Genomic DNA, 25,639 nt, shown 5'->3' with positions numbered 1-25,639 from the left:
GGCTCGCGAGCGGCGCAACGGCCCGCCCGTCGAGCGCCGCGGGGAGCGCACCCGCGCCGAGCGTCCGGTGCGCCGCGAGCGGCCGGACCGCTACGACTACCCCGACCGGGCGGACCGACCCGAACGCCAGGAACGCCCCGAGCGCGCCGAGCGGCCCCAGCGCCGGCACCGGATGCCGGAGTACGGACCCTACGACACCTACGACTACGACTCCTACCAGCCGAGCGCACCGAGCGGCGGGACGCACCACCCGGTCTCACGGGTGCGCTACCGCGGCTCCGACGACGACGATCAGCCGCTCGACCCGCGCACCGAACAGCGCAGGCCGCGTCGCTCGCGTGACGCGGATTCGTGGGAGTACGACGTCTAGGTTCAGGGGCGCGGCGGGCGGATCTCGCGCGGCAGCGCGAACACCAGCGTCTCGTTGGCCGTGGTCACCGACTGCACGGTGTCGAAGCCCTCGTCGGCGAGGCGCTCGAGCACGCCGCGCACCAGGATCTCCGGCACCGACGCCCCCGAGGTGACGCCGATCGTGGTGACGCCCTCCAGCCACGCCGGGTCGATGTCCTCGGCGTAGTCGACCAGGTGGGCCGCGTCCGCGCCGGCGCCCAGCGCGACCTCGACGAGCCGCACCGAGTTCGACGAGTTCTTCGATCCCACCACGATGACGAGGTCGCATTCGGGCGCCATGGCCTTGACCGCGACCTGCCGGTTCTGGGTGGCGTAGCAGATGTCGTCGCTGGGCGGGTCCTGCAGCGTGGGGAACTTCTCCCGCAGGCGACGCACGGTCTCCATGGTCTCGTCGACGCTCAGCGTGGTCTGCGACAGCCAGATCACCTTGTCCGGATTGCGGACCGTGACGCCGTCGACGGCGTCGGGATTGTCGACCACCTGCACGTGGTCGGGCGCCTCCCCGGCGGTGCCGACGACCTCCTCGTGCCCCTCGTGGCCGACGAGCAGGATGTCGTAGTCGTCACGGGCGAAGCGCTTGGCCTCGTTGTGCACCTTGGTCACCAACGGGCACGTGGCGTCGATGGTGCGCAGGTTGCGGGCGGCGGCCTCCTCGTGCACCGTGGGCGCGACGCCGTGCGCGGAGAACACCACGATGGCCCCCTCGGGCACTTCGTCGGTCTGCTCCACGAACACCGCGCCCGCCTTCGCGAGGGTGTCCACGACGTAGCGGTTGTGCACGATCTCGTGGCGCACGTAGACCGGCGCACCGTGCTTCTCCAGGGCGCGTTCCACGGTTTCCACGGCGCGGTCCACGCCTGCGCAGTATCCGCGGGGCTCGGCGAGCAGGACGCGTTTGCCGGCCGTCTTCTCGACGACCGAGCTGGCGGCACCGGGGATGCCCATGTTGATCGTCGGTGGCATGCCTCAAGGGTACTTACCCGCACGCCCGCGCTGCCAGCCGTAGGCTGCACCCATGGCAACTGCACCGTATGGCGTCCGCCTGCTGATCGGTGCGGCGGTGACGGCCCTCGAGGAAACCCGGAAGCTGCCGCAGACCATCTTGACCTATCCGATGACGGTCGCCAGTCAGGTGGCTCACCTGGTGATGAAGATGCAGCAGGACGTCGCCGACCTGGTCAACCGCGGCGACGAGACGCTCGACCAGCTGTTCCCGCCCAAGGACGAGCAGCCCGAATGGGCGACGTTCGACGAGGACCTGTACGCCGACCTGGGCGGTGACGAGGACGACGAGCGCGCCGACGACGACACCGCCGCCGGTCGCGGCGAGCGCCTCACCGAGGGCCGGTTCGCGCTGTACAGCACCGGCGAACCCGACGTCGAGCCGCAGCGGGACGCGGCGCCGGTGACGCCGCCGGCGACCGACGCGCCGGCCATGGTGGCCGAACTGGACTATCCGTCGCTGACGCTGGCGCAGCTGCGGGCGCGCATGACGTCGTTGAAGGTCGCCGAACTCGAGGAGTTGCTCGCCTACGAGGAGGCGACGAAGGCGCGGGCACCGTTCCAGACGCTGCTGGCCAACAGGATCACCCGCGCTTCGGCGAAGTGACCGACGCCGAGCAGGGCAAGTCCCCGGAGCATCCCTATCCCGTCCGCACCGTGTCCATGTTGGTGAAGGGCTGGATCGACAAGCTGGGCACGGTGTGGGTCGAGGGGCAGATCGCGCAGATGAACGTGCGCCCGAACTCCAGCACCGCCTACCTGGTGCTGCGTGACCCGGACGCCGACATGTCCCTGCAGGTGACGTGCCCGCGCGAGTTGGTGCACAACTCGCCGGTACCCCTGGCCGAGGGCACCCGGGTGATCATGCTGGGCCGGCCCAGCTTCTTCGTCGGCCGCGGATCGTTCTCGTTGCGGGTCAACCAGATTCGCGCGGTCGGCATCGGTGAGCTGATGGCGCGCATCGACCGGCTGCGTCGTCTGCTGGACGCCGAGGGCCTGTTCGATCCGCGACTGAAGCGCCCGATCCCGTTCCTGCCCAACACCATCGGCCTGATCACGGGTCGGGACAGCCACGCCGAGAGCGACGTCACCACGGTCGCCGGCGGCCGTTGGCCCGCGGTGCGCTTCGCGGTGCGGCACACCGTGGTGCAGGGTCCCAACACCGTGGCGCAGGTGGTGGCCGCGCTGCGGGACCTCGATGCCGACGATGACGTCGACGTCATCGTGATCGCCCGCGGCGGAGGCAGTTTCGAGGATCTACTGCCGTTCAGCGACGAGACGCTGTGCCGCGAGATCGCGCGCTGCACCACCCCGGTGGTGACGGCCATCGGCCACGAACCCGACAGCCCGCTGTGCGACCTGGTGGCCGACCTGCGGGCGGCGACGCCCACCGACGCCGCCAAGCGCCTGGTCCCCGACGCCGCCGCCGAGCGCGCACTGGTCACCGACCTGCGCGCCCGCAGCGCCCGCGCCCTGCGCAACTGGGTGCATCGCGAGCAGCACGCGGTGAGTCAGTTGCGCAACCGGCCGGTGCTGGCGCAGCCGCTGGCGTCCATCGACGCCCGGGCCGACGAGGTCGAGCGCGCGCTGGCCGCGGTGCGGCGTGACGTCACCCGCACCATCGCCGCCCAGGCCGACCGCGTCGGGCACTTGGCGGCCCGGCTGGCGACGCTGGGGCCTGCGGCGACGCTGGCGCGCGGGTACGCGGTGGTGCAGACGGTGGCCGGGGACGGTACGACGGCGATCCTGCGGTCGGTGGCGGACGCCCCCGCCGGGACGCGGATCCGGATCCGCGTCGGCGACGGCGCCATCACCGCGGTCAGTTCGGGCACGAGCGAGGAGTCGGATGAAACCCATTAGTGAGTTGGGCTACGAGGCCGCCCGGGACGAGCTGACGGAGGTGGTGCGCCGGCTCGAACAGGGCGGGCTGAGCCTCGACGATTCGCTGAAGCTCTGGGAAAGAGGCGAGGAGCTGGCGAAACGCTGTGAGGAGCATCTGGAGGGGGCCCGGCTGCGGGTGGAGCGCGCCCTAGCCGCCGAGGACGCCGACGACGCCTGATCCGACACGACCCCAGGTCATCCGGTCTCGAAAATAGAACACGTTTCAGTTAGGCTCGTCGCTCATGGGTGATCCAACGCTGCGCGCCGAGAGCCTCGGACACGTCCTCGTCACCGGCGGTTCCGGCTTCGTGGGGGCCAACCTGGTGACCGAACTGCTGACTCGCGGCCTCACCGTGCGGTCGTTCGATCGGGTCGCCTCGCCGCTGCCCGAGCATCCGCGACTGCAGCAGGTGGTCGGTGACATCACGAACCGCGACGACGTGGCCGCCGCGGTGGCCGGCGTGGACACGGTGTTCCACACCGCCGCGATCATCGACCTCATGGGCGGCGCATCGGCCAACCGCGACCGCAGCTTCGCGGTGAACGTCGGCGGCACCGAGAACCTGGTGCGCGCATCCCAGGCGGCGGGGGTCGCGCGGTTCGTCTACACGGCGTCCAACAGCGTGGTGGTGGGCGGGCGGCCGATCGCCGGCGGCGACGAGACCCTGCCGTACACCGACCGGTTCAAGGACCTCTACACCGAGACCAAGGTCGTCGCCGAGAAGTTCGTGCTGTCGCAGAACGGCGTCGGCGGATTGCTGACGTGTTCCATTCGGCCCAGCGGCATCTGGGGCCGCGGCGATCAGACGATGTTCCGCAAGGTGTTCGAGAGCGTGCTGGCCGGCCACGTCAAGGTGCTGGTGGGCAGCAAGGACGTCAAGCTCGACAACTCCTACGTGCACAACCTGATTCACGGGTTCATCCTGGCCGCCGAACACCTCGTCCCCGGCGGAACCGCCCCCGGACAGGCGTACTTCGTCAACGACGGCGAACCCATCAACATGTTCGAGTTCTCCCGCCCGGTCGTCGAGGCGTGCGGCGCGAAGCTGCCGACCTTGCGGGTGCCCGGCAAACCGGTGTGGCTGGCCGTCACGGTGTGGCAGTGGCTGCACTTCACCCTCGGCATCCCCAGGCCGCCACTGGAACCGCTTGGCGTGGAACGTATTTACCTCGACAACTACTTCTCCATCGCCAAGGCCAAGCGCGACCTCGGCTACGAGCCGCTGTTCACCACGCAGCAGGCGATGGCCGACTGCCTGCCCTACTACACCGAGCTCTACGCCCGGATGAAGGCCGCGGGCGCGCCCGTCCCGGCCTGACTCCGCCTCAGCGTCGCGTGGCCGCGTCGGCGACCAACTCGCGCAGCGCCGCCGAACACAGGGGCGTGGTCCCCGCCGACACCATGTCCAGCACGCCGCCCGCCAGGCGCGGTTCACACCCGGAGGGCAGCACGTAGATCACCGCGTCACGCATGTGTGTGCCTGCGAGATAGAGGGTTTCGCACCACGTCATCCGATACGGGTCCACGGTGATCGGGACGCCCCTGCGGATCAGCCGGCGCGGCTCGTCGGGCCACATCCGGCTGTCGTACACCACCCGCCGCACGTCGCCGATCAGCGCTTCGAACACCCGCAGCAGGTCCGGCAACTGCTCGGCGAGCTTGGACCCCCGCGGCCACCACACGGCGTCGACTCCGCCCCGCACCGGAGATCGATTGCACAGCACCAACCGTGTGACCGTGGTTTCCATGGGCGAATTCGGCACCATTCGGTGCTCCCGTCGGGAAATGGTTCATCGCAGACGGCGACCGAAGATACGGGAACGCGAGGAACCTACGACCACCTGAGTCTAGACCAGGGCCGTCGCACGCGGGCTCGGCCGCGCGTCACCACATCCGAGGTGAGGCAGGCCGAAGCGCTCTAGAGTGCTTGGCTGGGCGGGATTCATCGGCCGCCTCCGACCACGCAGGGAGGGTCATGTCTGACGCGGTTCTGGTCACGGGTGCGTTCGGACTCGTCGGATCGGCCACCGTCCGCCGGCTGGCCGCCGACGGCCGCCGGGTGGTCGCCACCGACCTCGACGTTCCCGCCAACCGCAAGGCCGCCGGCGCACTCCCACCGGGCGTCGAGGTGCGGTGGGCCGACCTCACCGACCCCGGGCAGGTCACCACACTGCTGACCGCCGTGCAGCCGGCCGCGATCATCCACCTCGCCGCGATCATCCCGCCGTTCTGCTACGCCAGGCCCGCACTGGCACGCGCGGTCAGCGTCGACGCCACCGGGCACCTGGTGGCCGCGGCGGCGGCGCTGCCCTCTCCCCCGCGCTTCGTGCAGGCCTCCAGCGTCGCCGTCTACGGCTCACGCAACCCCCACACCCATGCCGACGTGCTGTCGGCGGACACCCCGGTGCGCCCCAGCGACCTGTACGGCACGCACAAGGCCGAGGCCGAGGAGCTGGTGCGCACGTCGGGCATCGATTGGGTGGTGCTGCGGCTGGGAGGGGTGCTGACCACCGACATCAGCTTCGACATCAAGCCGGAGTTCCTCTACTTCGAGAGCGCGCTGCCCATCGACGGTCGCATCCAGACCGTCGACGTCCGCGACGTCGCCACCGCCTTCGTCAATGCCACCACCGCAGACTGCGTCGGCGAGATCCTGCTCGTCGGGGGCGACGACGCGTCGCACCGGCTCGAACAGGGGGACATCGGGCCCGCCACCGCGGCCGCCCTGGGACTGGTGGGCGCCCTGCCGATCGGACGGCGGGGCAACCCCGCCAGCGACGCCGACTGGTTCGCCACCGACTGGATGGACACCGCACGCGCGCAGCAGGTGCTGCGCTTCCAGTCGGTGTCGTTCCCCGACATCCTGGCCGAGACCGCCGAGAAGGCCGGCTGGAGGCGCTATCCGCTGCGCCTGCTGGCCCCCATCGCGGGCCACTTCCTCGCGCGCCGCTCGGCCTATCACGGCAAGCCCGGACGCTACGCCGACCCGTGGGGCGCCGTGCGATCCGAGTGGGGCGATCCGAGCCCGGATCGGCCGTGATGCAGACGCAGTTCACCGCGCCCCAGAAACGCGCGCTGGCCGTCGCGACCGTGGCCGCGCTCGCGTTCGCCGCCTACTTCCTGCGCGGCTACTTCATGGTGATCGTGGTGGCCGCCGTGGCGGCCTACCTGTTCAACCCGGTGTACACGTGGCTGCGGGGCCGCATGGGCGGGGGCGCCGCGGTGACGGTGACGGTGCTGGCCGCGCTGTTCTCCGTCATCATCCCGGTGAGCCTGCTGGTGCTGCTGGCGGTGGCGCAGATCAGCACCATGGTGGGCAACGTGTCGGGATGGGTGGCGCGCACCGATCTTAGTTCCCTCGGCGACCGGGCGTTGCAGGTGGTCAACGACGCGATCGACCGCGTGCCGTTCCTGACGGGCGTCGACGTGACGCCGCAGATGCTGCAGGAGCGCATGGCCACCGTCGCGCAGCGAGCCGGTGAGTGGGCCCTCACGGTGTTGCAGGGCGCCGTGGGCGGGCTCGCCGGCGCACTGACGGCGGCCGTGCTGTTCATCTACGTGTTCGTCTCGCTGCTGAGCAATCGCGACCGCGTCCACCTGTTGCTGCGCAAGCTCAATCCGCTCGGCGAGGACGTCACCGAGCTGTACTTGGAGAAGATGGGCGCCATGGTGCGCGGGACGGTCTTCGGGCAGTTCGTCATCGCGTTGGCGCAGGGGTTGCTCGGCGCGGTGTCGATCTACCTGGCCGGGTTCCACCAGGGATTCTTCATCTTCGCGATCCTGTTGACGGCCCTGTCGGTGATCCCGTTGGGCGGCGGTATCGTCAGCATCCCGTTCGGGCTCGGCATGATCCTGTTCGGCAACGTGTGGGGCGGCATCTTCGTGATCGTCTGGCACGTGCTGGTGGTCACCAACGTCGACAACGTGCTGCGCCCCATCCTGGTGCCCAAGCAGGCGCGGCTCGATTCGGCGCTGATGCTGCTCGCGGTGTTCGCGGGCATCGGCATGTTCGGCTTCCTGGGCATCGTCATCGGCCCGGTGCTGATGATCGTCATCGTCACCACCGTCAGCGTGTACCTCGCGGTGTTCAAGGGGGTGCCGATCGTCGATCCCGACGACCTCCCCGACGACGAGACGCCCAAGCGTCCCGGCCGCCTCGGGCGGGTGGCGGCGCGGTTGCGGCAACGGCTCGGCAACGACCGGGTGCACGAACGGCTGGCGGCCAAGCAGGAACGCGCCGCCGACGGCGGGTGACCGGAGGTCAGACCGCCAGCCGCTGCGTGAGGAACGCGACCACGCGCTTGCGGGCCTCGTAGGCGGGGTGGCCGTCGACCTCGCGCACCTCGCGGGTCAGCACGGAATGCGCCGACCGGCCGAACCCGTCCGGATTGCCCCTGCCGGAATCGATCTCGATGACCTCGAACGCATCGCCCAGGCGCGCCTTGAGCGTCTGGAAGCGCTCGCCGGGCGACATCGGGTCCTTGGTGAACCGCAGCGCCAGCGCGCACAGCCCGTCCTCGGCGGCGCGACGTTCGATGACCTGGAGTTCGCGTTCGGACATGCCCGGGTCGCGGCGCTGCGCGGCCGTCAGCGGGATGGGCACCGACGGCTGGCTCAGCACCGGCGCCAGCACGCTGTCGTCGACGGCCGCGGCCAGGGCGAAGCCACCGGTGAAGCACTGCCCGATGACGCCGACGCCCTTGCCGGGCGTGGTGGCGCTCAGGTCGCGGGCCAACGCCCGCAGGTAGTGGGCGACGGGCCGGTCGGCGTTGGTGGCCAGGGCCGCGAACTCCTTGGCGACGCAGCCCTTCAGCAGCACGGGCGCCGCGCCCGGGCTCAGCGCGGGGGCGCCGGGGGTGCCGAACAGCGACGGCGCGGCCACCGTGAAGCCGTTGTCGACGAGGTGGTTGCCCAGTGCGAGCACTCCGGGGTGCAGGCCGGGCATCTCGGGGATGAGCACGACGCCGGGGCCCTCGCCCTTGCGGTACACGTCGTGGGTGTATCCGGCGGCGGAGAAGGGCGCGCACGCCCAGCCGCTCAGATCTGCTTCCGGTGCCGCCGCGGCGGCAGCGGAGGGCCGGCGTGACGAGGTCATGGCGCGCTCCTAGCGGACGGGCAGTGGCGACTGGCTCTGCGTCGCCTTCGCCAGCGTACGGTACTCCTCCGTACCCGCGGCGCCCTGCAGCGCGAGCTGCGCCGGCCCGCCTGCCCCGTTCAACCGCGTCGTCCACACCGGCCGCACACCCTCGTCGCCCTCGTAGACGATCCACGTCACCCCGTCGACGTCCTGGGTTCCCGTGGGCACCAGGCTCGGATCGAGCGCCGCGACGAGCTTCTCCTCGAGGGCGTCGCTCTGCGTCAGCGCCAGGTACATGCCGCTGGGGCTCAGATAGCCGATGCGCGACGACACCGCGCGCGCCGGCCTGCCCGCCGAGTCCAGCCGCCCACCGTCGATGCTGCTGCGCGAGCCCGAGTTGGCGTGCCAGCCGTCGGGCAGCTGGGGCAATCGAATGGGGATCTTGAGCGCGTCGGCGTCGGCCTGCAGGCCGCCCCTGGCGTCGTACGACGGCGCGGTGCCGACGCCGGGGCCCTCCGGGGCGAACGAGCACATGCCCAGCAGCCCGGCGAACGCGATGCAGATGGCCACCAGGGGCGCCATCGACCAGAACATGTCGCGACCGTCCTGGAACAGCCGGTTCTTGGCCGGTTTGGGTCCGGGAGGTGGCGTGGGCGAGCTGCCCGCTGGGACGGTCACCTTGCCAGTATCCCAGCTCCCCGCCACCGACCACCTAATGGGAGAATCCCCGCATGACGGCTGACGAAGCTCCTCAGGCAAGCGGCTCCTCGACCTCTCGCCGCGAAGCACCCGACCGCAACCTCGCCTTGGAGCTGGTGCGCGTCACCGAGGCGGGGGCCATGGCCGCCGGCCGCTGGGTGGGCCGCGGCGACAAGGAGGGCGGCGACGGTGCGGCCGTCGACGCCATGCGCGAGCTGGTCAACTCGGTGTCGATGCGCGGCGTCGTGGTGATCGGCGAGGGCGAGAAGGACAACGCGCCCATGCTGTACAACGGCGAAGAGGTCGGCAACGGCGACGGGCCCGAGTGCGACTTCGCCGTCGACCCGGTGGACGGCACCACGCTGATGAGCAAGGGCATGCCCAACGCCATCTCGGTGCTCGCCGTCGCCGAGCGCGGCGCCATGTTCGACCCGTCCGCGGTGTTCTACATGCACAAGATCGCGGTCGGCCCCGACGCCGCCGACGTCATCGACATCTCCGCGCCCATCGCCGAGAACATCCGCAAGGTCGCCGAGGTGAAGAAGTCCAGCGTCCGCGACCTCACGGTGTGCATCCTGGACCGGCCGCGCCACCAGCAGCTCATGGCCGAGGTCCGCGAGGCGGGCGCCCGCATCCGGCTGATCTCCGACGGTGACGTCGCGGGCGCCATCGCCGCGTGCCGGCCCGGGTCGGGCACCGACATGCTCGTCGGCATCGGCGGCACCCCGGAGGGCATCATCGCCGCCGCGGCCATCCGCTGCATGGGCGGCGCCATCCAGGCCAAGCTCGCCCCGACCGACGACGACGAGCGGCAGAAGGCCATCGACCGCGGGTACGACCTGGATCAGGTGCTCACCACCGAGGATCTGGTCTCGGGCGAAAACGTCTTCTTCTGCGCCACCGGCGTCACCGACGGTGACCTGCTCAAGGGCGTGCAGTACTACGGCGGCGGCTGCACGACGCAGTCGATCGTGATGCGCTCCAAGTCCGGCACCGTCCGCATGATCGAGGCCTACCACCGGCTGGCCAAGCTCAACGAGTACTCGGCCGTCGACTTCACCGGCGACAAGACCGCCGCCTACCCCCTGCCCTGACCCCGTCACCACCCGTCACCACCCATCATCCCGAGAGGCGAACAGCGAGCACATGCCCGACAACGAAGTCGAATACCGCATCGAGCACGACACCATGGGCGAGGTCCGCGTGCCCAAGGACGCGCTGTGGCGCGCCCAGACGCAGCGCGCCGTGGAGAACTTCCCCATTTCGTTCCGGCCGTTGGAGCGCACCCAGATTCGCGCCCTCGGCCTGCTCAAGGGCGCGTGCGCCCAGGTGAACAAGGATCTGGGGCTGCTCGCCCCGGAGAAGGCCGACGCGATCATCGCCGCGGCCGCCGAGATCGCCGACGGCAAGCACGACGACCAGTTCCCCATCGACGTCTTCCAGACCGGGTCAGGCACCAGCTCCAACATGAACGCCAACGAGGTGATCGCGAGCATCGCGGCGGCCGGTGGCGTCACGGTGCACCCGAACGACGACGTCAACATGTCGCAGAGTTCCAACGACACCTTCCCCACCGCCACGCACATCGCGGCGACGGAAGCCGCGGTGCGCCACCTCATCCCGGCGTTGGAGGTGCTGCACGAGTCGTTGGCGGGCAAGGCGCGGCAGTGGCGCACCACCGTCAAGTCCGGTCGCACGCATCTGATGGACGCGGTGCCCGTCACGTTGGGCCAGGAGTTCGGCGGCTACGCCCGCCAGATCGAGGCCGGCATCGAGCGGGTCAAGGCCACGCTGCCCCGCCTCGGCGAACTGGCCATCGGCGGCACCGCGGTGGGCACCGGGCTCAACGCCCCGGAAGGCTTCGGCCCCAAGGTCGTCGAGGTGCTCAAGAGCCAGACCGGCGTCGAGGAACTGCGCCCGTGCGTCGACCACTTCGAGGCCCAGGCCGCCCGCGACGGTTTGGTGGAGGCCTCCGGTGCGCTCAAGACCATCGCCACCTCGCTGACCAAGATTGCCAACGACATCCGGTGGATGGGCTCCGGCCCGCTGACCGGCCTCGGCGAGATCCAGCTGCCCGACCTGCAGCCCGGCAGCTCGATCATGCCCGGCAAGGTCAACCCCGTGTTGCCCGAGGCGGTGACGCAGGTGGCCGCGCAGGTGATCGGCAACGACGCCGCCGTGACGGTGGGCGGGCTGTCCGGCGCCTTCGAACTCAACGTCTACATCCCGATGATGGCGCGCAACGTGCTCGAGTCGTTCACGTTGCTGGCCAACGTCTCTCGGTTGTTCGCCGAGAAGTGCATCGACGGCCTGGTGGCCCACGAGGACCGGCTGCGCGAGCTGGCCGAGTCGTCGCCGTCGATCGTGACGCCGCTGAACTCGGCGATCGGCTACGAAGAGGCCGCCAAGGTCGCCAAGCAGGCGCTGGCCGAGAAGAAGACCATCCGCCAGACCGTCATCGACCGCGGGCTCATCGGCGACAAGCTCAGCGAGGCCGAGTTGGACAAGCGCCTCGACGTGCTGGCCATGGCCCGCGTCGACGACGAGCGCCTGCGCTAGGACGTCACCGAACGGCCGTACGGGTCCGCGACGTCACGGAGTCGTACGGCCGTTCGGTGAGCCGGCCAGCCACCGGATGCCCGGCCACGCCGACGCGCTGTGGATCACCAGGCTCAGCGTCACCGAGACCGCCACCACCTGAGTGATCAGTGACGTCTGCTCGATCTCGCCGCGCTCGATGACGATGAGGCCCAGCACCAGCGTGCCGATGCCGCGCGGCCCGAACCACGCGATGAACAGCCGCTGCCGCGCCGGAACGGCGGTGCGCACCAACGCCACCGACACCGCGACCAACCGCACGCCGATCACGGCGACGAGCGCGAACACCACCACGCGCCAGTCGGCGGCGCGCCACCCGCTGATGACGGCGTATCCGCCGAACAGGGCGAACACCGTCAACTCCAGCAGCTGGCCCGCCGCCTGCGACACCTGCATGTCGGGTGCGGTGCCCATCCGTCTGCTCGTCATCGCATACGCCACGCCGCCGGCGAACGCCGCGACGAAGCCGCTGCCGTGCACGTGTTCCCCCACCTGGAAGCACAGCAGCGCCACCGCGAGCGTCGCCAGCTGCGCCCACGTGTCGCTCATCCACCCGTGCCGCCGCGACCGCGCGATGAGCCAGCCGCCCAGCGCGCCGATCAGCACGCCGACGACGCTGGACAGCAGCTCGGTGCGCAGCAGGAACTCGCCCCACCGGGCGGGATCGGGGTCGGTGCGATCCGAGGCCAGCGCCAGCGCGGCCAGCACGGCAGCCAGCGCGAACCCGTCGTAGAACCCGCTCTCGGTGGACAGCGCGTGCCGAATGCGTTCGGGCACACGACGATCCCCCAGCAGCGCGTGGATCAACGCGACCTCGGTGGGTGCGACGATCGCCGCCAGGCAGACGGCCTCCCACAGCGGCATGACCGGCAGGATCAGCACCGCCGTCACCGCGCCGAGGACGATCGCCAGCGGAACGCCGATCACCAGCAGCCGGAACGTCAGCTCGCGCCGCCGCACCACGCGTCGCAGGTCGAGTTCGACGGCCTGGTTGAACAGGATGATCGTCAGTGCCAGCTGCGCCACCAGGGCGAAGGCACCGGCCCCCGGACCCGCGTCGACGACGCCGATGCCGAACGGGCCCAACGCCATCCCGCATGCGACGAACACCAGCGCCGGCGCGAAGTACCAGCGATTCACCAGACCCGAGACGACGGCGTACCCCAGCACCAACAGCGTCAGGACGAACGCCGTCTCGGTGACCATGACGGATCAGGCGCCGTTGTTGGGGCCGCCGGAGTTCTGGTTGGGGATGTCGGTGATCGGGAAGTTCGGCATCGGCGCGGGCGACGGCGTCGCAGGCAGTGTCGGCAGGTCGGCGGGCGGCAGGTCGCGCAGGTCGTTGACGGCGGGCCCGTTCTCCCGGCTGCCGTAGGAGGTGCCAGGGGTGAGCGGCCCGAGCATCTGGTTGACCGTCACCATGTGATAGCCGTTGGCGCGCAACACCGGTAGGAACTGGTACACCAGGTCCACCGTCGAGGAGTAGGTGTCGTGGAAGAGCACCACCGAGTTCGGCTTGATCTGGCTCATCAGCAGCGCCCGCGTCGCCGCGGTGTTGCCGTCGTTGGCCCAGTCGAACGGGATCACGTCCCAGTTGACGTCGGCGAGGCCCTGCTTGCCCGCCTCGGCGAGCACCTGGTCGTTGACCAGGCCGCCGGCCGTGCGCACCAGCGTCGGCCGCTGGCCGGTGGCGGCCTGGATGGCGTCGGAGGCCTTGCTGAACTGGGCGGGGATGTCCTCGGGCGGGATCGTCGTCATGTTGGGGTGCTCCCAGGTATGACTGCCGATCTCCATGCCGGCGTCGGCGATCCTGCGGGCACCGTCCGGGTTGGCGGCGACCTTGTTGCCGATCAGGAAGAACGTCGCCTTGGCGTTGGCGTCGCGCAGCACCTGCAGCAACCGATCCGTGTACGGGCTGGGGCCGTCGTCGAAGGTCAACGCGATGCACTTGACCTGCTGGCAGTCGACGACGTCGGCCTTCGCGACCCGCACGTGCCCGGTGAATCCACCGACCACCACGATCGCCACGCCGGCGCACACACCGGCGACCATCCGCCAGTACGACCAGGATGAGGTGTCGGGCCGCTTGCGCACGGACGCAGCCTACCTAGTCCGGGGGCGTGCGCGCGCACCCGCGACGGGGTACGCGCGCACGACCCGGCGGACGGACCCGATCAGGGCAGGGCGCCGGGGCTGATCTCCTCGAGCATCTCGGTGACCAGGGCCGCGATCGGCGAGCGCTCGCTGCGCAGCAGCGTGATGTGCGCGAACAGCGGATGACCCTTGAGCTTCTCGATCACCGCGGCCACGCCGTCGTGGCGGCCGACGCGCAGGTTGTCGCGCTGGGCGACGTCGTGGGTGAGCACCACCCGCGACCCCGACCCGAGCCGCGACAGCACGGTCAGCAGCACGTTGCGTTCCAGCGACTGCGCCTCGTCGACGATGACGAACGAATCGTGCAGCGACCGGCCACGGATGTGCGTGAGCGGCAGCACCTCGAGCATGCCGCGCGAGAGCACCTCCTCGAGCACCGCGGGGCTGGCGAGGCCTTCGAGGGTGTCGAAGACGGCCTGCGCCCACGGCCCCATCTTCTCGCTCTCGCTGCCGGGCAGGTAGCCCAGTTCCTGTCCGCCGACGGCGTACAGCGGCCGGAACACGACGACCTTGCGCTGCGTGCGCCGCTCCAGCACGGCTTCCAGGCCCGCGCACAGCGCCAGCGCCGACTTGCCGGTGCCTGCCTTGCCGCCGAGGGACACGATGCCCACCGACTCGTCGAGCAGCAGATCCAATGCGACGCGCTGTTCGGCCGACCTTCCCCGGAGGCCGAACACTTCGCGATCACCACGGACCAACTGCACGCGCTTGTCGGCGGTCACCCGGCCGAGCGCGTGCGACGTGCCGCCCAGCAACCGGACACCGGTGTGGCACGGGAGATCTCGGGCTTCCTCCAGATCGAGGTCGCCGTCGGTGAACAGCGTGTCGACGGCCTCGCCGGAGACGTCGATCTCCGCCATCCCGGTCCAGCCCGACGTCACCACGTCCTGCGCGTGGTACTCGTCGGCGCACAGACCCACCGCGCCGGCCTTGACGCGCAGCGGGATGTCCTTGCTCACCAGCGTGACGTGTTTGCCCTCCGCGGCGAGGTTGGCGGCGCACGTCAGGATGCGGGCGTCGTTGGTCTCGGTGCGGAAGCCCAGGGGAAGGACGCTCGGATCGCTGTGGTTCAGCTCGACCTGAAGCGTACCGCCGTGTGTGCCAACGGGAATCGGCTGGTCGAGCCGCCCGTGTTCGAGCCGCAGGTCGTCGAACATCCGCAGCGCCTGGCGGGCGAACCACCCCAGCTCGTGGTGGTGCCGTTTGGCCTCGAGTTCGCTGATGACCACCAGGGGAACGATGACCTCGTGCTCGGCGAACCGGGTGCACGCCCAGGGGTCGGACAGCAGCACGGAGGTGTCCAGCACGTAGGTCCGAACCTGAGGCTGATCAGACGATTCAGTCACGTGGCGCTCCTCGGACCGTGTGGCCCCACACGACCATTTCGGCGGACGCACGCGGTACTAGGACCGGGGCCGGTCCCGTTCTCGTCGAATGACGGGTACCGCCCGGACAGCAGAGCATGTCGCTAGCCATCCCCTGCGACGTTACTCGCGGCCGGGTGTGCGCATCCCTCGCCGCGCCGTGACCGGCACGTGTCTATCTCGTGACGAAATCCCGAAGGCTCGGCTCGTCGGCCAGCCCCCAGGCGGTGATGCGGTCGGCGAGGACCGCGCGCAGCGCCGCGTCGTCGAAGATGCCGCTGGACGCCATCAACGCAACCTTGTCCTGGTAGGCGTCGATGTCGGCGCCGACGGCCTGCAGGGCGCCGGCCCTGGCGGCGATGGCGGCGACGGTCTCGTCGCGGTGGGTCTGCAGGCACGCCGCGACGAGGTTGCCGAACAGCTGCTCGTGGCGCTCCTCGTCGATGGCGATCAGGGTCACCATCTTCTTCAGCACCGGCTCGTCGATGCGGTCGGCGAGGTTGCGGCAGAACACGGCGTGCTCGCGTTCGAAGAACGCCATGAACACCAGCGTCTCGATCTGCGAGTAGGTGTGCGCGCGGTAGCCCTTCATGACGTGCTCGACGCGCACGTCCTCGTTGGCCGACGGGTCGATCTCCCGCGTCACCACCAGGTAGTTGCGCAGGGCGACGGCGTGCAGGTGTTCCTCGGCCGTCCACCGGCCGAGGAAGCGGCCCCAGGCCTCGTCGAGGATGAAGTGCTCGACGAGTTCGCGGTGGTACCCGGCGAGGTTGTCCTTCGTGATCAGCAGGATCTCGAGGGCGTCGGTGACGTCCTTGGGCAGCGTGACGTCCGACGGTTCCCAGTCGCGTCCGCCCAGGAAGGCGAAGTTCTCCCCCTGGTCCCACGGGACCAGGTCGTGTGCGAACCAGACTTCCTCGGTGGCGAGGTGCCGTGCGAGGTTGTCGGCGACGACGGGCTCGAGTTCACGGGTCAGCGCGTTGGCGACGGGCTTCGGTGCCATGCGGTAACTGTAACCCGCATTCACATGTTCCTTGAAATCCGTCGGGCGTGTCCCGGATCACGGATTGGCCACGGCTCCTACAGCTGCAGGCCCGGGTACAGCGGGTTGGCGGCCAGCAGCTCGCCGGATGCCGCGTGCACGCGCTCGGCCACGCCGTCGGCCACCGCGTACTTGGCCTTCGACGGCCCGTTGGGTCCCGCGGCCGCCTCGGTGTTCTGCAGCACCTCGACCACCAGCTCGGCGACGCGGTCGAAGTCGTCGGCGCCGAAGCCGCGCGACGTCAGCGCCGGCGTGCCGAACCGGATGCCGCTGGTGTACCAGGCCCCGTTGGGATCGTTCGGGATCGCGTTGCGGTTGGTCACGATGCCCGCGTCCAGCAGCGCCGACTCGGCCTGCCGCCCGGTGAGCCCGTAGGACTGCACGTCCAACAGCGCCAGGTGATTGTCGGTACCCCCGGTGACCAGCGTCGCACCGCGCTTGAGCAGCCCCTCGGCGAACGCCTGGGCGTTGTCGGCGACGTTGCGGGCATAGTCGCGGAACGCCGGCTGGCGGGCCTCGGCCAGCGCGACGGCCTTGGCGGCCATGACGTGGCTCAGCGGACCGCCGAGCACCATCGGGCAGCCCTTGTCGACGGCGGGTGCGAACTCCTCGGTGGCCAGCACCAGGCCACCACGCGGACCGCGCAGCGACTTGTGCGTCGTGGTGGTGGTGACGTGGGCGTGCGGCACCGGATCCTCGTCGCCGGTGAACACCTTGCCGGCCACCAGGCCGGCGAAGTGCGCCATGTCGACGAGCAGCGTGGCGCCGACCTCGTCGGCGATCTCGCGCATCTTGGCGAAGTTCACCCGGCGCGGGTAGGCCGAGTAGCCGGCCACCAGGATCAGCGGCTTGAACTCGCGGGCGGCGGCGGCCACGGCGTCGTAGTCCAGCAGACCGGTGGCAGGGTCGGTGCCGTACTGGCGCTGGTGGAACATCTTGCCCGAGATGTTGGGCCGGAAGCCGTGCGTGAGGTGACCGCCGGTGTCCAGCGACATCCCCAGCAGCCGCTGGTTGCCCAACTTGGCGCGCAGGCTCTCCCAGTCCGCCTCGGACAGGTCGTTGACGTGCTTGGCGCCCAGCTCGGCCAGGCCGGGGGCCTCCACCCGCGTGGCCAGGATGGACCAGAACGCCACCAGGTTGGCGTCGATGCCGGAGTGCGGCTGCACGTACGCGTACGGCGCGCCGAACAGCTCGCGGGCGTGCTCGGCGGCCAGCGCCTCGACGGTGTCGACGTTCTGGCAGGCGGCGTAGAACCGGTGCCCGACGGTGCCCTCGGCGTACTTGTCCGAGAACCAGGTGCCCATGGTGAGCAGCACGGCCGGCGACGCGTAGTTCTCGCTGGCGATCAGCTTCAGCGAATCACGTTGATCGGCAAGCTCTTTGCGGGTGGCCGCGGCGATGCGCGGTTCGACCTGCTCGATGACCTCGAGGGCCGAGCGGTAGGCAGCACTGGCGGTCTCGGCGTAGGCGGCGCCGAGGCCCGTCGAGGAGGCGGTCACGTCTGCGGTCATGGACACCAGCCTAAACGTCGGTGCCGCTCAGGCGACCCGCAGGCTCGACGGGATCAGCGGCTCGTCGAGCAGCCGGCCGAACCGCTCCGTCAGCGTCTCGTCCGCCGGCCGCGCGTCCAGCCAGCCGCGCAGCAGGCGATAGCCCTCCACGTAGGTCGACGTGTACGCCCGCCACAGCGGCGACGACAAGAACTTCATCGACTGGCGGGCCCGGACGTCGCTGGTCAGCAGCCACCGCTTGAGGAAGGCGACGACGTCGTCGGGATCGCGGTGTTCGTCGTGCAGCATCAGCGCCGCGTCCTGGCGCACGTCGGCCAACGCGGCCGACGCGGCCGAGATGGCCTCGGCGCGCTCGCCGTCGAAGCGCAGGCCCAGATCGGCGTAGATCTCGGCGGCCCACGCGCCCCAGCCCGCACCCGCAGCCCCGTCGCCCACGATGGCGTACAGCGCCAGGTCCGCCAGGCCCTCGGCCATCAGGCACTGCGGGGTGTTGACCAGGAAGATGGTCTGCTCGGCCTGGCCCTGCCTGGCCACCAGACCGGCTTCCTTGCGGCAGTGCTCGGTGTGATGCCCGGGATAGGACTCGTGGGCCACCAGCCGCGGCAGGTTGGACATCTGCTGCTTGAGGTCGGCGTTCACGGCGACGGTCGAGCGGTAGTCGCCCTCGTAGTAGTTGAACCCCGACCACGGCTTGTCCGTGACGATCTCGTAGGTGATGGTCTCGGCGTCCGGCAGCGGATAGGTGGCCCGCACGCGGTCGCGCAGCGCGCTGGAGAACGCGTGGATGCACTCCTCGAGGCGTTCCGGGGGAATCTCCTCGCCCGTGCGGTAGGCCTGCATGCGTTCGGCCAGGGGGCCGTCGCCGCCCAGCGCCTCGTCGAGGCGCCGGTGGGCCTCGCGGTAGCGGTCCTGGTCGCCCTTGACGATGTCGACGTCGAAGTAGGCGCGCACCTCGTCGACGAACCCGACGTCCTCGCCCGCGAACTTGCGCCCGGCGCATTCGAGGGCCCGCAGGTGTGCGCCGAGGTAGTCGGTGCGCAGCGCGTCCAACCCGTCGACCTGGGACACCTCCTTCAGCAAGCGTCTGGCATCGCGCGCCAGCGCCGCGGGGTCGGGGGCCGGTTCGTCGGCCACCTGACGACGCAGGGCGGGATTGCCGGTGAACGAGTCGACGTAGCCCTCCTCGATCCGATCGAACCGCAGACCGAGCACGAGGTAGTCGTCGATGACGGTGGTGGCGTCCATGCCGACGAGCGTAGGTGCAAGACTGACCGCATGTCTCGGACGAGCGAGCCGAGCCCGTACGTCGAATTCGACAGGGCTCAGTGGCGTTCCCTTCGCATGTCGACCCCGCTCAAGCTGAGCGCCGACGAAGTCGAGGGGCTGCGCGGTCTCGGCGAACAGTTGGACCTGTTGGAGGTCGAAGAGGTCTACCTGCCGCTCGCCCGGCTGATCCACCTCCAGGTCGCGGCCCGGCAGCGACTGTACTCGTCGACGTCGGAGTTCCTCGGCGAGCCGCAGCAAAACCCGAACCGGCCGGTGCCGTTCATCATCGGGGTCGCGGGCAGCGTGGCCGTCGGCAAGTCCACCACGGCGCGCGTGCTGCAGGCACTGCTGGCCCGCTGGGAGCACCATCCCCGCGTGGACCTGGTGACCACCGACGGCTTCCTCTACCCCAACGCCGAGCTGCATCGCCGAAACCTTATGCATCGCAAGGGTTTTCCGGAGAGCTACGACCGTCGCGCGCTGATGCGCTTCGTCACCGCGGTGAAGTCGGGCGCCGACGAGGTGCGCGCGCCGGTGTACTCGCACCTGATCTATGACATCGTGCCCGGCGAGAAGCTCGTCACGCGCCATCCGGACATCCTGATCCTGGAGGGGCTCAACGTCTTGCAAACCGGCCCGGCGCTGATGGTGAGCGACCTGTTCGACTTCTCGGTCTACGTCGACGCCCGCATCGAGGACATCGAGGGGTGGTACGTCTCGCGCTTCCTCGCCATGCGCGCCGGCGCGTTCGCCGACCCGCAGTCGCACTTCCACCACTACGCCACGCTCACCGACGAGCAGGCCATCTTCGCCGCCCGCGACATCTGGCAGTCGATCAACCGGCCCAACCTGATCGAGAACATCCTGCCCACCCGCCCGCGCGCCACCCTGGTGCTGCGCAAGGACTCCGACCACTCGATCAACCGGCTGCGCCTGCGCAAGCTGTGATTTCGGCGCGCTTTCGTTCGCCAGGCGAACGAAAGCGCGCCGAAATCGCTAGCGGGTGAGGCCCACGTACTGCACGCCACCGATCACGGCGGTGTACAGCGCCCCGCCGAGCAGCAGCGCGTAGCCCCAGCCGGTGAGCGGCCACGTGCTCGCGACGGCCAGGCCCAGGAAGAGCACCGTGAACACCGCGTTGCACGTGACGATCGCGATGCCGGCGGGCCGCACCCGCGGCCGTCCGGCCAACGGATGGAAGACCAGCCGGGCACCCCCACCAGGTACACCTCGAGGTGCCCGAGTGCGGCGGCGGGCGCGCCTGCCGTGGTACGCACCGCGTCGAGGGCGACGACGACGGCGAAGCTGGTGAGCCCCAGCGCGGCGAGCGCCAGGACGGGCTTGCGGGGGTTGCGCGCCAGCAGGTACAGGCCGAGCCACCAGCTCAGGCCGAAGACCACCGCGGACATCGCCGCCACGTGGTCAGTGTGACACGCGGACCGGTCCCGACGGAGTCAGCGGCCGTACCTTCGGTGCCTGCGGGTGTAGTCGCGCAACGCGCGCATGAAGTCGACGCGACGGAACGCCGGCCAGTGCGCCTCGGTGAACCACATCTCCGAGTAGGCGCTCTGCCACAGCAGGAACCCCGACAGTCGCTGCTCGCCCGAGGTGCGGATGACGAGGTCGGGATCGGGTTGACCCGACGTGTACAGGTTCTCGGAGATGGCGTCGACGGTGACGGCGTCGACGAGCCCCTCGCCGGTGACGCCGTTGGCGAGTTCCTTGCTCAACAGCCCGCGCACGGCGTTGACGATCTCTTGGCGCCCGCCGTACCCGACCGCCACGTTGACGTGGAAGACGTTCGCGGCGGAGGTGGTCGAGTCGACGGCCTCGCGCAGCCGACGGGCGGTGTCGTCGCCGAGCAGTTCCAGGTCGCCGACGGTGCGGACGCTCCACCGGTTGGCGGGCGCGCAGATCTTCTCGACGACGTCGGTGATGATGTCGATGAGCGCCGCCAGTTCGGCGGGGTCACGTTGCAGGTTCTCGGTGGACAGCAGGTAGACGGTCGCCATCTCGACGCCGCTTTCCTGGCACCAGCGGAGCATCTCGGCGATCTTGGCGGCGCCGACCCGGTAGCCGTAGCTGACGTCGTCGTGGCCGGCGTCGCGCGCCCAACGGCGATTTCCGTCACACAGGACGGCCACGTGCCGGGGCAGATCACTGCGCGCCGAGGCGAGTTCGTGGCGCAACCGCATCTCGTAGATCCGGTAGGCCGGCTCCTTGAGACGCGGGGGAATGATCTCCACGACGATCCAGACTACTGTGGCATCCGGGTTGTTCCATGCCGGTTAGCAAGAGGCGGACTGATGAACACAGCCAAGACGGGATCCACCTTCAAGACTGCCTTCGACTCGGCCGACGAGGCTCAGCAGCCGCCACCGCGGATGTATGCGGAGGATCTGCCCGAGGCCGTCGCCGACGGTGTCGCCCAGTTCCTCGGGAAGCCACGCGCGCGGGGGTGGATCCACGTCTACTCCGCGATCGTGGCAACCATCGCGGGCGCCGCCCTGGTGTCGGTGTCGTGGTCGGTGGAGTCCACCAGAGCGGGTCTGGCGACGCTGATCTACACGCTGACGATCGTGGCCATGTTCGCCGTCAGCGGCACCTATCACCGCGTGAACTGGACGTCCCCCGGTGCGCGGAAGTGGATGAAGCGTGCCGACCACTCGATGATCTTCATCTTCATCGCGGGGAGTTACACGCCGTTCGCCCTGCTGGCACTGCCGTCGCAGAAGGGCATGGTGCTGTTCTGGATCGTGTGGGGCGGAGCGCTGGCGGGCGTGGTGCTCAAGTGCTTCTGGCCGTCGGCGCCGCGTTGGGTCGGCGTGCCGCTGTACATCCTGCTGGGCTGGGTGGCGGCGTGGTTCATCGGTCCGATCATGGACGGTGCCGGCGTCGCGGCGGTGGTGCTGCTGATCGTGGGTGGCGCGCTGTACAGCATCGGCGGCGTGCTGTACGGGCTGAAGTGGCCCAACCCGTGGCCGACGACGTTCGGGCACCACGAGTTCTTCCACGCGTGCACGGCGGTCGCCGCGATCTGCCACTACATCGCGATGTGGTTCGCCGTCTTCTGACGGCGATCTAGACCGCGCTGATGTTCTCCGGGGACCAGTAGGCCTTCATGCCGGCGATCTTGGCGTCCTCGTCGAACGCCATGACGCTGATGATGTCGATGCGCGAGCCGCCGTCGCCCTGCGAGATGGTCAGCGTCCAGTGGAACGCCGCCTCGTGGCCGAGGGCGCGCAGCGTGATCATCTCCGGGGTGCACTGCAGGCCGGCGATGTTGGCGTAGAAGCCGTGGATGGCCTGCCTGCCGATGTGCACCTCGCCACCCACCGGATCCTCGACGGTGGCGTCGGCGGCGTACAGGTCGGCGATGTCGTCGGTCGCGCCCTTGGCCACCAGTTCCAGGTAGCGGTGCACGGTGTGGGTCATCTGCTCGGGCGTCGGCATGTGCCGCACGCTACACGGCGGGCCCGGCGGTCGCGGCGAGACGCTGGTCCGTCACGGCCGCGACGGACCCGCGTCGGTGGGGTCGGTGGTGCCGTCGTCGGCTGCCTGGTCGGGCTCGGGATGCTCCCGGTCGAACGATTCGGGGAGTCGCTTGAGGTGCCGGTTCATCGACCACACCAGCAGGAACGTCCCGATCAGCAGGACCACGACGACGAGGAGGCCGAACGGGCTGGCCTTGCCGAAGTCGGGGCCGGTGTTGTTCGGCGCGTCCTCGGCGAGCAGGCCCGCGACGAGTAGCAGCGAGTCGGTCACGGGTCGATCCCCGCGAACAGGTCGTCCTCGGGCAGCGTCACCGGCACCCGGGAGCGCGCCAGCTCGTACTCCTCGGTGGGCCACAGCCGCTGCTGCCACTCGATGGGCGCGGCGAAGAAGTCGCCCTTCGGGTCGATCTGGGTGGCGTGCGCGCGCAACGCGTCGTCGCGTTGCTCGAAGTACTTGGCGCACTCGATGCGGGTGGTGACGCGCTTGTCGAAGATGTCCTCCTTCAGCTCCCAGTGCTCGAGCCACTTGTCGAACGGGCCCTTGCGGCCGTGCTTGGCGAACTCGTCCTGGATCAGCTGCATGCGCTTGCGGAGGAAACCGTGCGTGTAATAGAGCTTCGAGACGGCCCACGGCTCGCCGGCCTCGGGGAACAGCCGGTAGTCGCCCGACGCCTCGAAGGCCGCCACCGACACCTGGTGGCATCGGATGTGGTCGGGGTGCGGGTAGCCGCCGTTCTCGTCGTAGGTGGTGATGACGTGGGGCCGGAACTCCCGGACCAGCTTCACCAGCGCCTCGACGGGCTGCTCGATGGGCACCACCGCGAAGCAGCCGTCGGGCAGCGGCGGGGGCGGGTCGCCCTCGGGCAACCCGGAGTCCTCGAAGCCCAGCCATTCGTGTTCGACGCCCAGGATCTCGGCGGCCTTCGCCATCTCGTCGCGGCGGATCTCGTGGATTCGGCCGTGAACCTCGGGGAGGTCCATGGCCGGGTTCAGGATGTCGCCGCGCTCGCCGCCGGTCAGGGTCACGACCATCACCCGGGCGCCCTCGGCGGCGTAGCGCGCCGTGGTCGCGGCCCCCTTGCTGGACTCGTCGTCCGGGTGGGCGTGCACCGCCATCAACCGCAGTTCACTCACTGATGCCTGCCTGCTCATTCATTCGTCGGGACTCGTCGGTCGTTTTCAACTCATCCGGTAGTCCTATAGTTCCAGTTCGGGTCCACCGATCCGAACTCAGTCCCCGACGTACCCAGGATTTCCCGTGATCGACCGTCCCACCGCCCGCTACGGACGTCAGCGGTTGTCGCGCTCCGCGCGGCGGCGCGTCGCGATCGGCATGACCGCGTTCATCGTGGTCCTGGGGGTGGGCGTCGCCCTGCTCGGCTACCAGCGCCTGGGGTCGGCCGAGGTCAAGGGCGAGTTGAGCGGCTACCGCATCGTCGACGATCGGACCGTCGAGGTCACCGTCGGCGTCACGCGCGAGGATCCCGCCCAACCCGTGGTCTGCATCGTGCGCGGCAAGTCGCTCGACGGCAGCGAGACGGGCCGCCGCGAGCTGCTGGTGCCGCCGTCGTCGCAGACCACCCAGCAGGTGACCACCGTGGTGCACACCAGCAAGCCTCCCGTGGCGGGCGACGTCTACGGGTGCGGCACCGACGTACCGCCCTACCTCGTCGCACCCTAGGGTTCCGACCTGCCCCGACGCGGCGTCGGGCAACCGTGCGGCGAACTCGGGCCGGCGAAAGCGTGAAGTCCGGCTTACCCGGCGGTGCTATCATGGATCGATACACGGTTCCGCGTTGGAGCCGTGTATTGCTGCATTTGCGCCCGGGGGGACGCCCTCGATTGCGGCTACACACCAACTTGCGACATTTCAGTAGCGCGAGCAACGACGACAGGAGCGCCACGACATGACCGATACTCAGGTCACCTGGCTGACCCAGGAGGCACACGACCGGTTGAAGGTCGAGCTGGACCAGCTGATCGCCAACCGACCCGTCATCGCCGCCGAGATCAACGACCGTCGCGAAGAGGGCGACCTGCGCGAGAACGGCGGCTACCACGCGGCCCGCGAGGAGCAGGGCCAGCAGGAGGCGCGCATCCGCCAGCTGCAGGAGCTGCTGAACACCGCGAAGGTCGGCGAGGCACCCAAGCAGTCCGGCATCGCGCTGCCCGGCTCCGTCGTGACCGTCTACTACGACGGCGACGAGTCGGACACCGAGACGTTCCTGATCGCCACCCGCCAGGAGGGCGTCAGCGACGGCAAGATCGAGGTCTACTCCCCCAACTCGCCGCTCGGCGGCGCGCTCATCGACGCCAAGGTCGGCGAGACTCGCGAGTACACCGTGCCCAACGGCAACGTCGTGAAGGTCACGCTGGTCAAGGCGGAGCCCTACCACTCGTAAGAGTTCTCGCAGACGGCCGTCCGGTTGCCAACCGGGCGGCCGTTTGCTCTACGGTCTGTACGCGTGGCGCGCATCGCAGAGGACCTCTTGCTGCTGCTGCTCGACAATGCCGACGCGCGTCCGGCCCTGGAACGCGATCGGCGCGAACGCCTGCTGGCTGCGGCCGTGCTGCTCGACCTGGCGCACGCCTGCCTGATCCGGCCCGCCGCGCCGGGCGAGCAGGTGCCTGCGGGCCGGCTGCTGGCGCTGACCGGCACTGCCGGAACGGATCCGGTCACCGCCCCGGCCTACGACATGCTGCGACGCCGACCGCTGTCACCGCAGAAGGCGGTCGCCGAGCTGCGCCGCGACGTCGGCGAACGGCTCGCCCGCCAGCTCGAGCAGACGGGTCAGATCGGACGAATGCGGTTGCCCGGCAAGCGTTCCGGCGATCGCGAGGCCTATCCGCTGCGCACCCGCGATCGGGTGGGGCCGGCGCGGGCGCAGCTGCTGTCGACGTTGTTCGACCGCACCCCACCGGCACCGACGACCGCGGCGATCGTCATGCTGCTGCACGCCGCCGACGGCCTCGGCGCGCTGCTGAGCCTCAACGACCGCGGCTGGCGCTGGGTGCACACCCGCGCCACCGAGATCTCGGGCGGCAGCTGGATCGGCGAATCGCCGACGGGTCTGGCCGAGGTCAACCTGGCCGTCACCGCGTCGGCGCTGCGCGCGACCTTGGCGTAGCGCCCGCGGCG

General features: G+C 69.9%; 28 protein-coding genes and 2 pseudogenes. 14 read left to right on the top strand and 16 right to left on the bottom strand.

Going from position 1 to position 25,639, the window contains the following annotated elements:
• Positions 1–370, top strand: a pseudogene (locus AC30CM_RS03255) (DUF6542 domain-containing protein); the annotation flags it as partial.
• Between the two features lie 2 nt (positions 371–372).
• On the opposite strand, the gene AC30CM_RS03250 reads toward AC30CM_RS03255, so the two are convergent.
• Entirely contained in the window at positions 373–1,374 is a 1,002-nt protein-coding gene (locus AC30CM_RS03250; protein ID WP_490115376.1) for a 4-hydroxy-3-methylbut-2-enyl diphosphate reductase, read from the bottom strand.
• A gap of 52 nt (positions 1,375–1,426) precedes the next feature.
• Between AC30CM_RS03250 and AC30CM_RS03245 the strand changes: the two genes are divergently transcribed.
• The 4 genes from AC30CM_RS03245 to AC30CM_RS03230 all read left to right on the top strand — a co-directional run bounded on the left by AC30CM_RS03245 (position 1,427) and on the right by AC30CM_RS03230 (position 4,613).
• The gene (locus tag AC30CM_RS03245; protein ID WP_490115375.1) at positions 1,427–2,020 is read left to right on the top strand and encodes a lipid droplet-associated protein; all 594 of its coding nucleotides are present in this window, start codon (positions 1,427–1,429) and stop codon (positions 2,018–2,020) included.
• The gene (xseA, locus tag AC30CM_RS03240) at positions 2,017–3,273 is read left to right on the top strand and encodes an exodeoxyribonuclease VII large subunit (protein ID WP_490115374.1); all 1,257 of its coding nucleotides are present in this window, start codon (positions 2,017–2,019) and stop codon (positions 3,271–3,273) included. Before AC30CM_RS03245 ends, xseA begins: the two co-directional genes overlap by 4 nt.
• Positions 3,260–3,472 carry an exodeoxyribonuclease VII small subunit gene (locus AC30CM_RS03235; protein ID WP_490115373.1) on the top strand — a complete coding sequence of 71 codons (213 nt, stop codon included), beginning with the start codon at positions 3,260–3,262 and terminating at the stop codon, positions 3,470–3,472. Before xseA ends, AC30CM_RS03235 begins: the two co-directional genes overlap by 14 nt.
• Before the next feature lie 64 nt (positions 3,473–3,536).
• Positions 3,537–4,613 carry a 3-beta-hydroxysteroid dehydrogenase gene (locus AC30CM_RS03230; RefSeq protein WP_490115372.1) on the top strand — a complete coding sequence of 359 codons (1,077 nt, stop codon included), beginning with the start codon at positions 3,537–3,539 and terminating at the stop codon, positions 4,611–4,613.
• A gap of 7 nt (positions 4,614–4,620) precedes the next feature.
• Here the strand turns inward: AC30CM_RS03230 and AC30CM_RS03225 are convergent, their stop codons facing one another.
• Positions 4,621–5,043 (bottom strand): DUF5994 family protein, encoded by a 423-nt coding sequence (locus AC30CM_RS03225; RefSeq protein ID WP_490115371.1) that lies wholly within the window; start codon positions 5,041–5,043, stop codon positions 4,621–4,623.
• 227 nt (positions 5,044–5,270) lie between these two features.
• Here AC30CM_RS03225 and AC30CM_RS03220 point away from each other — a divergent pair, with 227 nt between their 5' ends.
• Together AC30CM_RS03220 and AC30CM_RS03215 are read left to right on the top strand one after the other, a co-directional pair.
• A complete protein-coding gene (locus AC30CM_RS03220; RefSeq protein WP_490115370.1) occupies positions 5,271–6,335 on the top strand; it encodes an NAD-dependent epimerase/dehydratase family protein in 1,065 nt (354 codons plus the stop codon).
• Complete coding sequence (locus AC30CM_RS03215; protein ID WP_490115386.1) at positions 6,335–7,549, top strand: AI-2E family transporter; 1,215 nt, start codon at positions 6,335–6,337, stop codon at positions 7,547–7,549. The genes AC30CM_RS03220 and AC30CM_RS03215 overlap by 1 nt, the downstream gene beginning before the upstream one ends.
• Before the next feature lie 7 nt (positions 7,550–7,556).
• On the opposite strand, the gene AC30CM_RS03210 is transcribed toward AC30CM_RS03215, so the two are convergent.
• Both AC30CM_RS03210 and AC30CM_RS03205 read right to left on the bottom strand, forming a co-directional pair.
• Complete coding sequence (locus tag AC30CM_RS03210; RefSeq protein WP_490115369.1) at positions 7,557–8,390, bottom strand: dienelactone hydrolase family protein; 834 nt, start codon at positions 8,388–8,390, stop codon at positions 7,557–7,559.
• A gap of 9 nt (positions 8,391–8,399) precedes the next feature.
• A complete protein-coding gene (locus AC30CM_RS03205; RefSeq protein WP_490115368.1) occupies positions 8,400–9,050 on the bottom strand; it encodes a DUF4245 domain-containing protein in 651 nt (216 codons plus the stop codon).
• Between the two features lie 53 nt (positions 9,051–9,103).
• On the opposite strand from AC30CM_RS03205, the gene glpX reads away from it, so the two are divergent.
• Together glpX and AC30CM_RS03195 are read left to right on the top strand one after the other, a co-directional pair.
• On the top strand, positions 9,104–10,165 hold the full coding sequence (gene glpX / locus AC30CM_RS03200) for a class II fructose-bisphosphatase (RefSeq protein ID WP_490115367.1): 1,062 nt from the start codon (positions 9,104–9,106) through the stop codon (positions 10,163–10,165).
• A gap of 52 nt (positions 10,166–10,217) precedes the next feature.
• Complete coding sequence (locus AC30CM_RS03195; RefSeq protein WP_490115366.1) at positions 10,218–11,630, top strand: class II fumarate hydratase; 1,413 nt, start codon at positions 10,218–10,220, stop codon at positions 11,628–11,630.
• A 33-nt stretch (positions 11,631–11,663) separates the two neighbouring features.
• Here AC30CM_RS03195 and AC30CM_RS03190 read toward each other — a convergent pair whose 3' ends face one another.
• The 6 genes from AC30CM_RS03190 to AC30CM_RS03165 form a co-directional block, all read right to left on the bottom strand.
• Positions 11,664–12,875, bottom strand: a complete 1,212-nt coding sequence (locus AC30CM_RS03190; RefSeq protein WP_490115365.1) for a cation:proton antiporter — start codon at positions 12,873–12,875, stop codon at positions 11,664–11,666.
• 6 nt (positions 12,876–12,881) lie between these two features.
• A complete protein-coding gene (locus AC30CM_RS03185; protein WP_490115364.1) occupies positions 12,882–13,763 on the bottom strand; it encodes a polysaccharide deacetylase family protein in 882 nt (293 codons plus the stop codon).
• Positions 13,764–13,843: 80 nt separating this feature from the next.
• Positions 13,844–15,169 (bottom strand): RNA 5'-3' helicase PhoH2, encoded by a 1,326-nt coding sequence (phoH2, locus tag AC30CM_RS03180; RefSeq protein ID WP_490115363.1) that lies wholly within the window; start codon positions 15,167–15,169, stop codon positions 13,844–13,846.
• A gap of 193 nt (positions 15,170–15,362) precedes the next feature.
• Positions 15,363–16,190 (bottom strand): acyl-ACP desaturase, encoded by an 828-nt coding sequence (locus AC30CM_RS03175; RefSeq protein ID WP_490115362.1) that lies wholly within the window; start codon positions 16,188–16,190, stop codon positions 15,363–15,365.
• Positions 16,191–16,267: 77 nt separating this feature from the next.
• Positions 16,268–17,740 (bottom strand): glycine hydroxymethyltransferase, encoded by a 1,473-nt coding sequence (locus AC30CM_RS03170; RefSeq protein ID WP_490115361.1) that lies wholly within the window; start codon positions 17,738–17,740, stop codon positions 16,268–16,270.
• Positions 17,741–17,767: 27 nt separating this feature from the next.
• Positions 17,768–18,985: a DUF885 domain-containing protein gene (locus AC30CM_RS03165; protein ID WP_490115360.1), complete on the bottom strand. Its 1,218-nt coding sequence runs from the start codon at positions 18,983–18,985 to the stop codon at positions 17,768–17,770.
• A gap of 30 nt (positions 18,986–19,015) precedes the next feature.
• Here AC30CM_RS03165 and coaA point away from each other — a divergent pair, with 30 nt between their 5' ends.
• Positions 19,016–19,954, top strand: coding sequence for a type I pantothenate kinase (coaA, locus tag AC30CM_RS03160; protein WP_490115359.1), 939 nt, complete (start codon positions 19,016–19,018; stop codon positions 19,952–19,954).
• Between the two features lie 48 nt (positions 19,955–20,002).
• Here coaA and AC30CM_RS03155 read toward each other — a convergent pair whose 3' ends face one another.
• The 3 genes and pseudogenes from AC30CM_RS03155 to AC30CM_RS03145 all read right to left on the bottom strand — a co-directional run bounded on the left by AC30CM_RS03155 (position 20,003) and on the right by AC30CM_RS03145 (position 21,252).
• Complete coding sequence (locus AC30CM_RS03155; RefSeq protein WP_490115387.1) at positions 20,003–20,197, bottom strand: hypothetical protein; 195 nt, start codon at positions 20,195–20,197, stop codon at positions 20,003–20,005.
• A pseudogene (locus tag AC30CM_RS03150) lies at positions 20,194–20,424 on the bottom strand (hypothetical protein); the annotation flags it as partial. The gene AC30CM_RS03155 and the pseudogene AC30CM_RS03150, both read right to left, overlap by 4 nt.
• Positions 20,425–20,460: 36 nt before the next feature.
• The gene (locus AC30CM_RS03145; protein ID WP_490115358.1) at positions 20,461–21,252 is read right to left on the bottom strand and encodes a (2Z,6E)-farnesyl diphosphate synthase; all 792 of its coding nucleotides are present in this window, start codon (positions 21,250–21,252) and stop codon (positions 20,461–20,463) included.
• A gap of 138 nt (positions 21,253–21,390) precedes the next feature.
• Here AC30CM_RS03145 and trhA point away from each other — a divergent pair, with 138 nt between their 5' ends.
• Positions 21,391–22,080: a PAQR family membrane homeostasis protein TrhA gene (gene trhA, locus AC30CM_RS03140; protein ID WP_490115385.1), complete on the top strand. Its 690-nt coding sequence runs from the start codon at positions 21,391–21,393 to the stop codon at positions 22,078–22,080.
• A gap of 7 nt (positions 22,081–22,087) precedes the next feature.
• Here the strand turns inward: trhA and AC30CM_RS03135 are convergent, their stop codons facing one another.
• From AC30CM_RS03135 to mca, 3 genes are read right to left on the bottom strand one after another with little or no spacing between them, the layout of a single operon-like run.
• Positions 22,088–22,459, bottom strand: a complete 372-nt coding sequence (locus tag AC30CM_RS03135) for a nuclear transport factor 2 family protein (RefSeq protein WP_490115357.1) — start codon at positions 22,457–22,459, stop codon at positions 22,088–22,090.
• Between the two features lie 51 nt (positions 22,460–22,510).
• Complete coding sequence (locus AC30CM_RS03130; protein WP_490115356.1) at positions 22,511–22,771, bottom strand: hypothetical protein; 261 nt, start codon at positions 22,769–22,771, stop codon at positions 22,511–22,513.
• On the bottom strand, positions 22,768–23,634 hold the full coding sequence (gene mca, locus AC30CM_RS03125) for a mycothiol conjugate amidase Mca (protein WP_490115355.1): 867 nt from the start codon (positions 23,632–23,634) through the stop codon (positions 22,768–22,770). The genes AC30CM_RS03130 and mca overlap by 4 nt, the downstream gene beginning before the upstream one ends.
• A 124-nt stretch (positions 23,635–23,758) precedes the next feature.
• Here mca and AC30CM_RS03120 point away from each other — a divergent pair, with 124 nt between their 5' ends.
• The 3 genes from AC30CM_RS03120 to AC30CM_RS03110 all read left to right on the top strand — a co-directional run bounded on the left by AC30CM_RS03120 (position 23,759) and on the right by AC30CM_RS03110 (position 25,628).
• A complete protein-coding gene (locus AC30CM_RS03120; protein WP_490115354.1) occupies positions 23,759–24,181 on the top strand; it encodes a DUF4307 domain-containing protein in 423 nt (140 codons plus the stop codon).
• Positions 24,182–24,407: 226 nt separating this feature from the next.
• Positions 24,408–24,902 carry a transcription elongation factor GreA gene (gene greA / locus AC30CM_RS03115; protein WP_490115353.1) on the top strand — a complete coding sequence of 165 codons (495 nt, stop codon included), beginning with the start codon at positions 24,408–24,410 and terminating at the stop codon, positions 24,900–24,902.
• A gap of 63 nt (positions 24,903–24,965) precedes the next feature.
• On the top strand, positions 24,966–25,628 hold the full coding sequence (locus tag AC30CM_RS03110) for a GOLPH3/VPS74 family protein (protein WP_490115352.1): 663 nt from the start codon (positions 24,966–24,968) through the stop codon (positions 25,626–25,628).
• Positions 25,629–25,639: the final 11 nt, after the last annotated feature.

It is taken from the genome of Mycobacterium sp. DHQP2018-32-09, from assembly GCF_058148405.1.
Note: the sequence above shows the minus strand (reverse complement) of the source record. Positions and strands in the feature narration are given on the sequence as shown.